Annotated in this window: 13 protein-coding genes; 2 read left to right on the plus strand and 11 right to left on the minus strand. The window is 64.9% G+C overall.

What is annotated here, in order from left to right; genetic code table 11:
* Positions 1-6: 6 nt before the first annotated feature.
* Positions 7-786, minus strand: a complete 780-nt coding sequence (locus tag B5J99_RS12420) for a cyclase family protein (RefSeq protein WP_117352544.1) — start codon at positions 784-786, stop codon at positions 7-9.
* 73 nt (positions 787-859) lie between these two features.
* Positions 860-2,698 carry a tetratricopeptide repeat protein gene (locus B5J99_RS12425; RefSeq protein ID WP_117352545.1) on the minus strand — a complete coding sequence of 613 codons (1,839 nt, stop codon included), beginning with the start codon at positions 2,696-2,698 and terminating at the stop codon, positions 860-862.
* Between the two features lie 104 nt (positions 2,699-2,802).
* Here B5J99_RS12425 and B5J99_RS12430 point away from each other — a divergent pair, with 104 nt between their 5' ends.
* The gene (locus B5J99_RS12430) at positions 2,803-4,206 is read left to right on the plus strand and encodes an amidohydrolase family protein (protein ID WP_117352546.1); all 1,404 of its coding nucleotides are present in this window, start codon (positions 2,803-2,805) and stop codon (positions 4,204-4,206) included.
* 9 nt (positions 4,207-4,215) lie between these two features.
* Here the strand turns inward: B5J99_RS12430 and B5J99_RS12435 are convergent, their stop codons facing one another.
* On the minus strand, positions 4,216-4,689 hold the full coding sequence (locus B5J99_RS12435; protein WP_162892589.1) for a MarR family winged helix-turn-helix transcriptional regulator: 474 nt from the start codon (positions 4,687-4,689) through the stop codon (positions 4,216-4,218).
* A gap of 427 nt (positions 4,690-5,116) precedes the next feature.
* Here B5J99_RS12435 and B5J99_RS12440 point away from each other — a divergent pair, with 427 nt between their 5' ends.
* On the plus strand, positions 5,117-6,439 hold the full coding sequence (locus B5J99_RS12440) for a M24 family metallopeptidase (RefSeq protein WP_211337821.1): 1,323 nt from the start codon (positions 5,117-5,119) through the stop codon (positions 6,437-6,439).
* Positions 6,440-6,457: 18 nt separating this feature from the next.
* On the opposite strand, the gene B5J99_RS12445 is transcribed toward B5J99_RS12440, so the two are convergent.
* Genes B5J99_RS12445 through B5J99_RS12480 form a run of 8 tightly spaced genes read right to left on the minus strand, consistent with a single transcriptional unit; the run spans position 6,458 to position 13,992 of the window.
* Positions 6,458-7,633 (minus strand): acyl-CoA dehydrogenase, encoded by a 1,176-nt coding sequence (locus B5J99_RS12445; RefSeq protein ID WP_117352548.1) that lies wholly within the window; start codon positions 7,631-7,633, stop codon positions 6,458-6,460.
* Between the two features lie 18 nt (positions 7,634-7,651).
* Positions 7,652-8,062, minus strand: a complete 411-nt coding sequence (locus B5J99_RS12450) for a RidA family protein (protein ID WP_069049754.1) — start codon at positions 8,060-8,062, stop codon at positions 7,652-7,654.
* Positions 8,059-8,463, minus strand: a complete 405-nt coding sequence (locus B5J99_RS12455; protein ID WP_117352549.1) for an acyl-CoA thioesterase — start codon at positions 8,461-8,463, stop codon at positions 8,059-8,061. The genes B5J99_RS12450 and B5J99_RS12455 overlap by 4 nt, the downstream gene beginning before the upstream one ends.
* Positions 8,463-9,629, minus strand: a complete 1,167-nt coding sequence (locus B5J99_RS12460; RefSeq protein ID WP_117352550.1) for an acyl-CoA dehydrogenase family protein — start codon at positions 9,627-9,629, stop codon at positions 8,463-8,465. Before B5J99_RS12460 ends, B5J99_RS12455 begins: the two co-directional genes overlap by 1 nt.
* Positions 9,629-10,438, minus strand: a complete 810-nt coding sequence (locus tag B5J99_RS12465; protein WP_117352551.1) for an enoyl-CoA hydratase family protein — start codon at positions 10,436-10,438, stop codon at positions 9,629-9,631. Before B5J99_RS12465 ends, B5J99_RS12460 begins: the two co-directional genes overlap by 1 nt.
* Positions 10,435-10,932, minus strand: a complete 498-nt coding sequence (locus B5J99_RS12470; protein ID WP_231683600.1) for a MarR family winged helix-turn-helix transcriptional regulator — start codon at positions 10,930-10,932, stop codon at positions 10,435-10,437. Before B5J99_RS12470 ends, B5J99_RS12465 begins: the two co-directional genes overlap by 4 nt.
* The gene (locus tag B5J99_RS12475) at positions 10,929-11,690 is read right to left on the minus strand and encodes an SDR family NAD(P)-dependent oxidoreductase (RefSeq protein WP_117352552.1); all 762 of its coding nucleotides are present in this window, start codon (positions 11,688-11,690) and stop codon (positions 10,929-10,931) included. Before B5J99_RS12475 ends, B5J99_RS12470 begins: the two co-directional genes overlap by 4 nt.
* Position 11,691: 1 nt before the next feature.
* Positions 11,692-13,992 (minus strand): bifunctional salicylyl-CoA 5-hydroxylase/oxidoreductase, encoded by a 2,301-nt coding sequence (locus B5J99_RS12480; RefSeq protein ID WP_117352553.1) that lies wholly within the window; start codon positions 13,990-13,992, stop codon positions 11,692-11,694.
* Between the last annotated feature and the right edge of the window lie 123 nt (positions 13,993-14,115).

Consider the following 14,115-nt stretch of genomic DNA (forward strand, 5'->3'; position numbering starts at 1 on the left):
GCAGCGTCACTCGCCCACGAGCGCGAGGACGCGCAGCGGACTGCCCGAGCCGCCCTTGATCTTGAGCGGCGCGGAGAAGATCACGGCGCCGGTCGGCGGCAACTGGTCGAGGTTCTCGAGGCACTGCAGGCCATAGCGCCCGGCGGCGTGGAACAAGGTGTGCGCAGGGTAAGCGGGTTCGAGGAGATGGGCCTGGCCGGCATCGGTGCCGATGGTCTCGACGCCGAGGCCATGCGCATCGCGCTCATCGACCAGGAATTTCACCGCTTGTGCCGATGGCCCCGGCGTGTGCGCGCCATCTTCGCGGCGGTTGGTATAGGCATCGACATCGCGCTTGGACCAATCGGTGCGCAGCATGATCCAGCTGCGCGGAGGAATGCGGCCATGCTCGGCCTCCCACGCCGCGATATCGGCGACGGTGAGCAGGTAATCGGGGTCGGCGGCGCACTGCTGCGATATGTCGATCACCACGGCAGGCGCGATGAAATCGGCGGGCGGCACGGTATCCACCGCGTTGTTGGCGCGGTCCTTGCCAGTGATCCAGTGCACCGGCGCATCGAAGTGCGTGCCGGTGTGCTCGCTGACGGTGAAGTTGTTCCAGTACCAGGCGACGCCGCGCTCGTCATAGCGCGAGATCTCTTCCTGGCTGAACGCGGCGCACTGGCCGAACTCGGGGGGAAGCACCAAAGTGGGCGTATCCGACGACAGCGTCTGTGTGAGGTCGACGGTGCGGATGGTGCCCGAAGCGACGGCGGTTGCGAGCTGCTCAAGAATGGCGTGTGACATGCTGATCCCCTTGTTCCCGAACTTGGATGGTAACTTATAAACTTGCATATGCAAGTATTATTCGTAGCGTGCTTCAGCGCGCCGGAACGACATCGAAGGCGATGGTGGTGCGGTGAGCGGCATCGGCAAACGGAACGGTTCCGTGGTAGAAATAGGATGGAAACAGCACCAGCAGGCCCGGCTCGGGGCGGATGCTGTGCAGCATCTGCTCGCGCGCGCCCAGCTGCAGCCCGGTCTCGCCTAACTTCAGCCAGCCGCTTTGCCCATCGCCGACAGCATCGGGCACCGCGACATAATAGACCGCGCTGATCCAGCCTTCCGGGTGGATATGGTTGGTGTGATGGCCGCCGCTCGCCAGCCGGACCGACCATGACCCGGAAAACCTGAAGCCTTCAGACTTGCGCGCCAGGAACGGGTGCGAAGGGTCGTCGGGCAGCGCGGCGACATGGCGAGCGATCGCGGCCTCGATCATCGCGCGCACCGCCAGCAGTTCGGGTAGATCGCGGCTGAACAGATCGTCGGTGGTCTGGGTGCCGCCGCGCAGGGTCTGTTCGAGCGGATGCTGGCGGCTGGTGTGCAGCGCGTCCAGCGCCCGGTCGAGATCGCGGTTGAATGCGGCGCCATCGCCCGATGGGGGGATGAGCCGTATCGCGCCGATCAGCGCGGGATCGATCAGCCATGCGGCCCTTGGGTCACCAGTCAGCCGCCAAGAAAGCCCCTGCAGCGCAAGCGCCTGCTGGTCGAACGGATCATCATCGAGGCGCCGCGCCAGCCGGTCGGCCGCGGGTGCCAGCCGGTCGGCGATGATCAGGCATCGCGCGGATTCGCGCAGGCTGGGCGCATGGCCCGGATCGATCGCCAACGCCGCGTCGAAGGCCGCAAACGCCTGGTCGGCATTCCCTGCAGACCAGCACGCCTGGCCATGCCGATAATGCAGGTCCGCCCCGCCGATCCCGCGCGCCGCAGGCCCCGCGAGCAAGGCAGCGGCCTCGTCGTGGCGACCCGACAAGGTCAGCCGGTTGGCAAGGCCAGCGAGCAGCGCGGGGTCATCCGGAGCAGCCGCCAGCGCCTCGCGATAGCTGGAGAGGTGGCCGAGCGTATCGCCCTGCTGCCACAGCAGGCGGCTGAGCGAATCATGGACCGCTGCGTCGGTGGGCGTGAGGGCAAGCGCGCGGCGATAGGCGCCGGCTGCCTCGTCCGCCCGCCCCAGATCCTGTAGGCAATGCCCCAGATTATAGTGGATCCGTGCTTCGCCCGGGGACCTGTCTGCGCAGGTCTGCAGCAGCGGCAGCGCCTCTTGCGCGCGCCCCGCCAGCCGCAGAGCCACTGCCAGATTGTGCAGCCATGGCGCATGGTCAGGGTGCTGCTGCAAGGCGGCGCGATAGGCCTTGATCGCGTGGGTGTAATCATCAAGCGCGCTGTAGGCCTGACCCAGCACCGCCCATGCGCGGGCGTTCACCGGTAGCGCGCGCACCAGTGGTTCGAGGGTTGTGACCGCCTGACGCGGATTATCCGATGCTATCTGCGCCAGTGCCAGGTTGATCCGGGCATCGGCGTAATCGGGCTTGAGCGAGATCGCCTGCTGATAGGCGCGCACCGCTTCCGGGTGCTCACCCAGCGCGGTCAGGCTGTTGCCCAGATTGTTGAGAACGTGCGGCTGATTTGGCTGGACCGCAAGCGAGCGACGAAAACAATCGGCTGCGGCCTGCTGGTCGCCGCGCTGGCGCGCGACCATACCCTTGAGCTGAAGCGCGTCCGGCTGGCGCGGCGCCGCGGTGAGGATACGGTCGAGAACAGCTTCCGCCTGATCGAGCTGCCCCGACCGCGCCAGTCCCATCGCCTGGTTCAGTGCCGCTTCCAGACTTGGCTGTGGTCGTGCCAGTTCCACCTCGGCTCCCGCTGCCGCCAGCATCTGCCTGACGGCCTGAATGACGCAAGGAAGCAAATCCAGCTTGTATCGTCAAGCCAATCGCGCTTTAATTCATATGTATTTTCACATTTCCCTCGGAGGTTGCCATGGCCAGAATTTCCCGTCGTCGTCCGGTGCGGCTCGTGCGCAGGGCACGGAGCGTCTCGCTCGGCCTGATGCTGTCGGTGGCGGTGGTGCCTGCGCCCGGCCTTGCCGCGCCTGCTCCGATCCCCGAGACCACCGATGACGCGCGGCGCCTGCCGATCCCGCCGGTGGATCGCAGCAACGAGCCGATCGTCGTGATGACAGGCGGAACGCTGATCGACGGGCGTGGCGGTGCGCCAATCGCCAACGCGGTGGTGGTGACACAAGGCGACCGGATCATCGCGGCCGGCCCGGCCGGATCGGTCTCGGTGCCTGTGGGGGCCGCGCGGATCATCGATGCGACCGGGCTTTTCATCATGCCCGGCCTGATCGATTTGCACATCCACTTCACCCAGCAGCGCTGCCACGATTTCGGCAGATATTCGGACAGCCCTGCGGGGGCGGCGATCCGCGGCGTGGCGCTGGCCGAGCAGCTGATCGGAGCCGGGATCACCGCCGCGCGCGATGTCGGGACGGTCGACGATGTCGCGCTGCGCATCAAGGAGGCAGTCGATCGCGGCATCATCCGCGGGCCGCGGGTGCTGTGGAGCGGCAGCATCATCGCCACCACCGGAGGGCATGGCGACGAAGTGACCTCGACCGCGACGGGACGGCAGAAGCCCGCAATGGGTGGTCCGAGCAAGGGGTTCAACGGCCCCTGGGAGTGGCGCACCGCGGTTCGCCGCCAAGTTCGCGGGCTGGCCGATTGGGTCAAGCTGGGCGCGCCTGCCGACCGGGAGGAGATCGTGGCCGCAATCGAGGAGGCCCACTCGCTGGGTGTCCCCGTGGCGATCGACAGCTATGGCCAGTATACCGACTGGGCGATCGAGGCCGGGGTCGACACGCTCGAACATCCGCTGGCGATGAGCGATCAGGCGGTTGCGCTGATGAAGAAGCACGGCACCGCGTTCGTGCCGACGATCGGTGCCTTCGACAACCTGCTGACCGGCGGCTATCCGACCGCAGGCATACCCACCGGCGGGTTCTATCACACGCATTCGCGCCGCTTCGTGATCGACCAGCAGGAGCATCTGGGCAAGGTGGCGCAGGCCTACCGCGCCGGAGTGCCGATCGGCGTGGGCACCGACATCCCGTTCGAGAATGAGACCCGATATCCCGACGCGTATTTTCGCGAGCTCGATTATCTGAGCCAGGCCGGGATGAGCAACGCCGATGTGCTGGCGTCGGCTACCCGGGTCGGCGCGCAGATCATGCGGATGGGCGACAAGCTCGGGACGATCGAGCCTGGGAAGATCGCCGACATCCTGGTGCTCGGCGCCAACCCGCTGGCCTCGCTCGGCAATCTGCGCGATGTGCGCTATGTGCTCGCGGACGGCAGGCTGGTGGTCGAACAGCTGCCGCGCTGAGCGCTGAGGCTATTCGATCGGCAGCTTGCTGAGGTTGTCGCTGATCTTCTTCAGCGTGCGCAGCAGGTGCGAGATATCGCGGTTGCTGATCCCGACCATCGCGCGCGAGAACTGGCGTCCGACGATCGGCGTCAGCTTGCGCAGCGTCTGCTGTCCCGAAGGGGTCAGCGTTACCTCTGTGATGCGGTTGTCTTCCGGATTGGATTCGGTCGAGACCAGCCCCTGCTCGATCATCCGGTCGATGATCCGGCTGATGGTGGAGCGCTTGGTCAGCGCCGCCTCGGCAATCGTTCCAATACTCGCCGGCTGATGTTCGCGCAGCACCGTCATCACACGATAGATCGGTTTGGAAACACCGTGCTTGTGCAGCACCTTGTCCATGTCTTCGTGATATTTGAAATCGGCATGCGCCATCAGGTAAAATGGCGAGTTTTCCAGGCGGAATGTCGGACTGCTCGGGTCATAGTCACCGCGATCTTCCACGTTCTCCCCTTCCTTCTGTGTCGATGCTGTCTTCGACCTTGCGTTCATGTGTTTCTCAAAAGCCCCAACTGATCAAGCGGTTCCATCGCTGTGCACCGTTCATGTCAGCCGAATTAGCCGAATACATATGTATTTGCACTGAGTTATCGCTTTCGAACGATTGAAAATGGACAGATGCGGCGATTGATTGTGTGCGAGCCCGCTACCGTCCCGGGCCAGCCAGTCAAGCGGTTCGGTTGGGCTGGAGCAGATGAAAGCCGGTACGACAATGCCGTGACGGCGGGGAATGCGCCGGTCTTATCGGCCCACCGTAGTCATGCTCCACGCAATCAAATTGACAAAAATCGTGTGAAGTTGGATGTATTGCGCGATTGTCTGCTGCGCAACCTGCAGGGCAGGGCGATGCGTGAACAAGGAGTGGTTCAGGATGAAGGATCGTATCGGGTTGCGGATGCTGGCGGTGGCATCTTTGGTTCTGGCAAGCACCACCCCCGTCATTGCGCAGGAAGCGCGGCAGCGTTGGGAGCAGATGTGCCAGATTCGCAAGGACAAGCTCGACCTGATCCTGCCGCAAGCGATGCGCGAGAACGGTATCGATATGTGGATCGTCGCCTCGCGCGAGGGGCATGACGACCCCAACGCCGCGCTTCTGGGCGACGGCTATGTCGGCGATATCGGCTATTATGTCTTCGCCGATCCCGGAGAGGGGCGCATCGAACGCGCGGCGATGGGGGTTGGCGGCGCCGCTTTCGATCAGTGCCCGCTGTACGATGTCAGGAAATCGCCTGCCGAACTCAAGGCCTATGTTGCGCAGCGAAACCCCAGGCGCATCGGCATCAACATCGCCAGCGAGATCGGTACCGCCGATGGCCTGAGCCATTCGCTGCACGAAAGGCTGCGGGAGACGCTGGGCCCCGATCTGTCGGCGCGACTGGTGTCCGCCGAAAAGCTCGTCTCCGATTTCCGCTCGCGCCACAGCGCCACCGAGATCGCGGCTTTTGCCCGCGCGGGTGAATATTCGCGCACGATTGCCGAGCGCGCGCTGTCGAGCGAGGTCATCACCCCGGGCAAGACGACCACCGGCGATGTCGCCTGGTGGATGATGGAGCAGCTGCACAAGGAAGGGCTCGGCAACAGCTTCGGCATTCCCAGTATCTACATTCTGGGCCCCGGTCCGCGCGGCCCGGTGTCGGGCGATCATGTGATCCAGCGTGGCGACCTCATCACCATGGATTGGGGGGTGAACTTCCTGACCGCCTATACCGACATGAAGCGCATGGCCTATGTGCTGAAGGCGGGCGAGAATGCGCCACCACCCGGAGTGCAGCGCGCGTTTGACAAGGCGCTCGAGATCCGGCGGATGATCCTCGATGTGATCAAGCCGGGGATCACCGCGGGCGATGCGCTCGCCGCGGTGAACAGCCGGGTTGCGCAGACGCCGGGGCTGGCACTCGGCCGCTATGATGACCCTGTTGCCGATCCCAAGGTGTCCGATGTCGTCATCGGCAGCCATTCGGTCGGCGATCTCGGGCATGGTTCGGGGCCATCAATGGCGGACTTCAACCCGCTGCGGATGACCTATACGCTTCAGCCCAGCAATTTCCTGTCGATCGAGCTGTTCCTCTACACCCCGGTGCCGGAATGGGGGACGCGAAAGATCAAGATCCCGCTCGAGGATAATGGCGTGGTGACCGAACGCGGGCTGGAATGGGCCTATCCCGCCAACAGCCGTATCCTGCTGGTCAAATAGCCGCGCCGGCCCGCGCGATCAGAAGGCAGGAATGCCCGTGATCGCGCGGCCCAGGATCAGCGCATGGACGTCGTACGTGCCTTCATAGGTGTTCACCGTCTCCAGGTTCATCGCGTGGCGCATCACCTGATATTCGCCGCTTATGCCGTTGCCGCCCAGCATGTCGCGCGCCATCCGCGCAATTCCCAGCGCCTTGTCGACATTGTTGCGCTTGACGATCGAGATCATCTCGGGCGCAAACTGGTCTGAATCGATCAAACGGCCGACGCGCAAGGATGCCTGCAGCGCGAGCGCGATATCGGTTTCCATGTTGGCGAGCTTGTTCTGGAACAGCTGGGTAGCCGCCAGCGGGCGCCCGAACTGGTGCCGATCGAGACCATATTGCCGCGCGGTGTGGAAGCAGAATTCTGCCGCGCCGATCGCGCCCCAGCTAATGCCGTAGCGTGCGCGATTGAGGCACGAGAACGGCCCCTTGAGACCCTCGACATGGGGCAGCAGCGCGGAATCAGGCACCTCGACCTCATCCATCAGGATCATCCCGGTGATCGAGGTGCGCAGGCTGAGCTTGCCCTCGATCTTGGGAGCGGACAGGCCGTCCATCCCCTTTTCGAGCACGAAACCCCGGATCGCGCCATTGTGCGCGTCCGACTTGGCCCACACGACGAAGACATCGGCCAGCGGCGCATTGGAAATCCAGGTCTTGGCGCCGCTGATGCGATAGCCGCCATCGATCTTGGTAGCGCGGGTGCGCATTCCGCCGGGGTCGGAGCCCGCATCGGGCTCGGTCAGGCCGAAGCAGCCGATATATTCGCCGCTCGCCAGCCGGGGGAGATAGCGCATCTTCTGCTCTTCCGAGCCGAACGCATAGATCGGGTACATCACCAGGCTCGACTGCACGCTCATCATCGAACGATAGCCCGAATCGACTCGCTCGACCTCGCGCGCGACAAGACCGTACGCGACATAGGATGCGCCGACCCCGCCATAGACCTCGGGAATGGTCGGGCCGAGCAGGCCGAGCGCGCCCATTTCGCGGAAGATTTCAGGGTCCGTGGTTTCCTGGGCAAAGGCATCGATCGCGCGCGGCGCGAGGCGGTCCTGGGCATAGGCCTGCGCCGAATCGCGGATCATCCTCTCGTCCTCGTCGAGCTGCGCGTCGAGCAGGAACGGGTCGGCCCAATCAAAACTCTGCATGATACACTGTCCTTAGGATTACGCGCTGGCGGGGGGAACGACCGCGGTGGTTTCAATCTCGACCCTGGCGTCAGCCTCGACCAGGCCGGCAACCTGAACCACCGCCATCGCCGGGAAGTTCCTGCCGATCAGCTCGCGATAGGCCGCGCCGATGGCGGGAAGGCTGGCGATATACTCGTCGCGGCTGGTGACATACCAGGTCATCCGTACGATGTGCTCGGGACCAGCCCCGGCTTCGGCGAGAACCGCAAGGGTGTTGACCAGCACCTGACGGAACTGGCTGGCCAGATCGTCCCCGACGATGCGCTCGTCGGCATCGAAGGCGACCACGCCGGCGGTGAACACCAGCCGCCCGGTGGCGGCCACGCCGTTCGCATAGCCGCGCGGCCTGGGCCAGCCGGGGGGCAACAGGGTCTGATGAGCGGTCATGCGCTTTCCTTGATCAAGCGTTCGTGCAATTCAGGCGGCCACGGGCGCGATGTGCCCTCGGCCAGGTCGGTCAGCACCTGGGTGTAGCGCACCGAAAAGCGGCGCTCGCATGCGCAATCGATATCGACATTGAGGTCGACCGAACTGCGTCCCACACGGGTGACGTTGACGGTGAAATCGAGCATGTCGCCCAAGTGGCTGGGGACCGCGAAGTCTGCCGTCAGCGTGACTGTCGGCAGGCCGAGCCCGCGGTCGACGTGCATCTCGCGCCGGGTGATGCCCAGAACCGCTGCGGTCCAGTCCTCGATTGCGGCATCGCACAGCTCGAAATAGCGCGGATAATAGGCAATGCCCGCAGGGTCGCAGTGCGCAAAGCGCAATGGCAGGGTGGTGCGGAACATCAGTTCGCGCTTTGCGCGAGATGCTGGCGGGCGATGACGACCTTCTGCACTTCGGAGGCGCCTTCATAGATCCTGAGCGCGCGAACCTCTCGGTACAGCGCCTCGACCGGCGCGCCGACAGTGACGCCCATGCCGCCGAACATCTGCACCGCCTTGTCGATCACCTGCTGCGCGCTGTCGGTGGCGTGCAGCTTGGCGAGCGCCGCCTCGCGGGTGTTGCGCTGCCCCATCACGTCGCGCAGCCATCCGGCGCGATAGATCAATAGCGCCGATGTATCGACATCGAGCACCATCTCGGCGAGCTTGGACTGAGTGATCGCATTGTCGGCGAGAGTCCCTGCGCCAAGCTTGCGCACCTTGACCCGCGCGGTCGCCTCGTCGAGCGCGCGGCGGGCAAAGCCCAGCGCCGCTGCGCCCACGGTCGTGCGGAAGATATCGAGCGTTGCCATCGCAGCGGCAAAGCCCCGGCCCGATTCGCCCAGCAGCGCGGTTTCGGGCAGCTCCATGTCGGTGAAGGTCAGCGTTGCGAGCGGGTGCGGGGCGATGACCTCGATCCTTTCGGTCACCGCAAGTCCTGCGGTATCCGCATCGACGATGAACGCCGATACGCCCTTGGCACCCGGTGCCTCGCCGGTGCGAGCGAACAGCACGTAATAGTCCGCGATGCCGCCGTTGGAGATATACGTCTTGGCACCGTCGATCACATAGCCGCTGGCGGTACGCCGCGCGGTCGTTTGCATCGAGGCGACGTCCGATCCGGATTCGGGCTCGGTCAGCGCGAAGGCTGCAATCTTGCGACCGGCAGCGACGTCGGGAAGATAGCGCCGCTTCTGGTCTTCGGTGCCGAGCAGGCTGATCGTCCCCGAACCCAAGCCCTGCATCGCGAAGGCGAAATCGGCCAGACCCGAATAGCGCGCCAGCGTCTCGCGGATCAGCGCCAGCGAGCGGATGTCGAGCTGCTCGTGCACCCCGCCATAGGCAGCCGGGACGCAATAGCGCAGCCAGCCTGCCGCGCCCAGCGCCGCAACCAGATCGCGGCACGCCGCGTCGATATCGTGCGGGTGGTCGTCGGAAAGGTTCGCCGCACACCAGGCATCGAGCTCCATGCCCAGGCTGCGATGGCTGTCATCAAGGAACGGCCAGTCAAGAAAGCTGCGGTCTGCCATCAATCACCTTTGAACTCTGGAGTGCGTTTGTCGGCAAAGGCCTCGAAGGCGCGGCGGAAATCGTTGGTCGCCATGCAGATCGCCTGGGCTTGCGCTTCCATCTCGATTGCGGTTTCGACCGACACCGCCCACTCGATGCCGAGCTGGGTCTTGGTGATGCCGTGCGCAAAGGTTGGGCCGGCGGCGATCGAGCGCGCCAGCTTGGTCGCCTCGCCGATCAGGTCTTCGGCTGCAACCAGCCGGTTGTGAAAGCCCCAGCGCTCGCCTTCCTCGGCGCTCATCATCCGCCCGGTGTAGAGCAGGTCGGATGCGCGGCCCTGGCCGATGATCCGTGGCAGGATCGCGCATGCACCCATGTCGCACCCGGCCAGCCCGACGCGGGTGAACAGGAACGCGGTCTTGGTGGCAGGGGTGGCCAGCCGCAGGTCCGATGCCATCGCCATGATCGCGCCTGCACCGACGCAGATGCCGTCGATCGCAGCAATGATCGGCTGTGGGCAGGCGCGCATCGCCTTGACCAGATCGCCGGTCATCCGGGTAAACGCGAGCAGCTCGGGCATTGCCATCTTGGTCAGCGGGCCGATGATCTCATGGACATCGCCACCCGAGGAGAAATTGCCGCCCGCGCCGGTGACGATGATCGCCTTGACGTCGGTGGCATAGACCAGCGCGCGGAAGGTATCGCGCAGCTCGGCGTAGCTTTCAAAGGTCAGCGGGTTCTTGCGGTCGGGGCGGTTCAGCGTGACCGTCCCGACGCCATCGGCGAAATGCCAGCTGAAATGCTCAGGCGAAAAGCTCTCGGGGTTCATGGCTGTTCCTTTCCTTTGTCGTCGGCCAGCGAGATCTTGAGTGCGCCGAGCAGATCGTACAGCGCGGCGCGCTGGTCGCGGGTCAGCCCCTCAAGCATCATGTCGATCCATTCGTGATGCGCCTCGGCGATCCCTGAAAAGCATTCGCGGCCGAGCTGGGTCAGCCGCACGATCGAGGCGCGGCCATCGGTGGGCGAGGGGGCGATGCTGATGTAGTTGTCGCGCGCCAGCGTCTGGACGACGCCGGTGACATTGCCGTTCGAGACCAGAAGCTCCTGCGACAGCTGTCCCATCGTCATCCCGGCTGGGTTGCGATCAAGCGCCGCCATCACGTCGAAACGGGGCAGGGTGATGCCGTACTGGTCGGCAAAGCGTCGCTTGAGCCGCTTTTCGATCACCGTGGTGCAGGTCAGCAGCCGCAGCCACAGCCGGACATTGCTGCGATCGACCATCTCGCCGTCATGCTTTTCGCGGATTGCGCTCGCGCCTGTCACATCACTTCTCCACCGGCGACCATGATTGCCTGGCCCGTGACCGATCGGCTGGCGGGCAGGCACAGCCACAATGCCGCCTCTGCGACCTCGGCCGGGTCGATCAACCGGCCCTGCGGATTGAACCGGGTGAGCTGCGCGCGCGCCTCATCCGCGCTGCGTCCGGTCTTGGCCTGGATGTTGGCGATGGCATCGCCGACGATGTCGGTATCGGTAAAGCCCGGGCACACCGCGTTGGCGGTGAGGCCGGTGTGCGCAAATTCGGTGGCAAGCGCGCGCATCAGGCCGATCGCGCCATGCTTGGAGGCGACATAGGGCGCGGTGTAGCCATAGCCCTTGACCCCGGCGGTCGATGCGACGGTGACAATCCGGCCCGATGGAGCTGCGATCAGGTCGGGGAGCGCCGCCTGACAGCAGTGGAACAACGCGTCGAGATTGACCGCCATCGTCTGGCGCCAGGCTTCAGCCGTGACCTTGGCGAAAGGTGCGCTGGGCGCGATGCCGGCGTTGTTGACGAGGATGGCGATAGGGCCATGCGCGGCGCGGGCGGATGCGAAGGCCGCATCGACCGCAGCCCGGTCGGTGACGTCGGCCTGCGCGATACAGGCGCCGGGCAGAGTGGCGGCAATGGCGTCCAGCGCCTCGCGCCGCCGCCCGACGAGTGTCAGCCGCGCACCTTCGCGCGCCAGCGCCTGCGCGATGGCGGCGCCGATGCCCGAGCCGCCCCCGGTGACGACCGCGTGAAGTCCCTCCAGCCGCATATCAGCCTCTCAGTGCCGCTTCCTGCTCCGCCGCGCGCTGCATGTTGCGCGCGAGCTGCCCCATGCCGCTCAGATAAGCGGGCGGAACGACGACACCGCGATAGCCATGCTGCGCCGCCGCGCGCAAGGTCCACATCGGATCGATCATGTGCGGACGGCCCAAGGCGACAAGGTCTGCACGGCCCGCCGCGAGGATCGAATTAACGTGGTCGGTCTCGTAGATATTGCCCACCGCCATGGTCGAGACGCGCGCCTCGTTGCGCACCTGGTCGGCAAACGGGGTCTGGAACATGCGGCCATAGACCGGCTGGCAGTCGGCCCAGGTCTGGCCTGCCGACACGTCGATCAGGTCCGCGCCTGCCTCGTGGAACGCCTGCGCGATGCGCACCGCTTCCTCGGGGGTGACGCCCTGGTCGCCCATCCAGTCGGTTGCCGAGATGCGAACCGACATCGGTTTGTGCGAGGGCCATGCCGCGCGCATCGCGGCGAACACCTCGAGCGGGAAGCGCAGCCGGTTCTCGAGGCTGCCGCCATATTCGTCAGTGCGCCGGTTCTGCATCGGGGTGATGAAGCTGGAGAGCAGATAGCCATGCGCGGCGTGCATTTCGACCATGTCGAACCCGGCATCGATCGCCATCCGGGTGGCGGCGACGAACTGGTCGCGCACTATGTCCATGTCGGCACGCGTCATCGGGCGAGGGGTCTGGTTGGCGTCGCTCCAGGGAACGTCGGATGCGGCGATCAGCGGCCAGTTGCCGCTGTCGAGCGGCTCGTCCATTCCCTCCCAGCCGAGCTTGGTCGATCCCTTGGCGCCCGAATGGCCCAGTTGCAGGCACATCTTGGCCTTGCTGTTGTGGTGGACGAAGTCGGTGATCCGCTTCCAACCGGCGACATGCTCGGGTGTGTACATTCCGGGGCAGCCCGGCGTGATGCGGCCCTCAGGCGAGACGCAGGTCATCTCGGTATAGACCAGCCCCGCGCCGCCCTGCGCACGGGTGCCATAATGCACGAAATGGAAGTCGCCCGGCGTGCCGTCGGTGGCGCTGTACATCGCCATGGGCGAGACCACGATGCGGTTGGCAAGCTCGAGTTCGCGCAAGCGGAACGGCGCGAACATCGGCGGCGCGCCGGTGTCGCGGCCGCCCGGCGCCTGCGTCTGGAACCAGCGCTCGACGCCCTCCAGCCAGGCCTGATCGCGCAGCCGCAGATTTTCGTGGCTGACCCGCTGCGAGCGGGTGAGCAGCGAATAGGTGAACTGGATCGGCGCGAACGGCAGATAGCGGTCGAGCGTCTCGAACCATTCGGTCGAGTTGCGCGCGCTGTTCTGCAGCTTGAGCACCTCGATGCTGCGTTCGGCCTGATATTCCGCCAGCGCATCGGCGCGCGACAGTCCGGGGCGGTTGAGCACTTCGGCAAGCTTGATCGCGTCCTCGAGCGCCAGCTTGGTACCCGATCCGATCGAGAAATGCGCGGTGTGCGCCGCATCGCCCAGCAGCACGAACTTGTCGTACGACCACTGGCCGGTGATGATCCGGCGGAAGTTGAGCCACGCCTGCGGTCCGGGCAGATGGGTGGCGTTGGACATCAGCGCGTTGCCGTCCAGGTGCTTGGCGAACAGCTTTTCGCACAGCGCAATCGCCTCGGGCTGATCCATCGTGTCGAGGCCAAGACCGGTCCAGGTCTCGGGCGCCATCTCGACGATAAAGGTCGAAAGCTGGTCGTCGAAGCGATAGGCATGCGCCCAGACCCAGCCCGCCTCGGTCTTCTCGAAAGCGAAGGTGAAGGCGTCGAACTGCTTGGCGGTGCCGAACCAGAAGAACTTGTTCTTCTTGACCTGGATGTCGACGTCGAAGTGCTCGACATGCGCGGTGCGGATGCGGCTATTGGCGCCGTCGGCGGCGATGACGAGGTCGAACTCGGCCCAGTCTGCAGGGTCGGTGCTCGCCTCGTGCTCGAAGTGCAGGCCGATGCCCAGATCGCGCGCGCGCTGCTGGAGGATCGCGAGCAGGCGTTTGCGGCCGATGCCGATAAAGCCATGGCCGCTGGAGCGGATACACTCGCCATGGATGTGGACGTCGATGTCGTCCCAATGGGTGAACTCGTCGCGGATGGTCGCGCCGCTGACCGGGTCGTTTGCCATCAGATTGTCGACCGTCTGGTCGGAAAAGACGACGCCCCAGCCAAAGGTGTCATGCGGACGGTTGCGCTCGTACACATCGATGACATGATCGGGATTGTGCAGTTTCATCGATATCGCGAAATACAGCCCAGCAGGCCCTCCGCCGACGCATCCGATCTTCATCGCGCTACCCTTTCCAGTCCAGACTCGATGGGCGTGATCCTATGACGGGCAGCAAATTGCTTCAAGCCTAAAATTTTAAGCTTGAAATATCGTATATCACACAATTATTCACGTGTATGGGAA

It is taken from the genome of Blastomonas fulva, assembly GCF_003431825.1.
GTDB classification, from domain to species: Bacteria; Pseudomonadota; Alphaproteobacteria; order Sphingomonadales; family Sphingomonadaceae; genus Blastomonas; species Blastomonas fulva.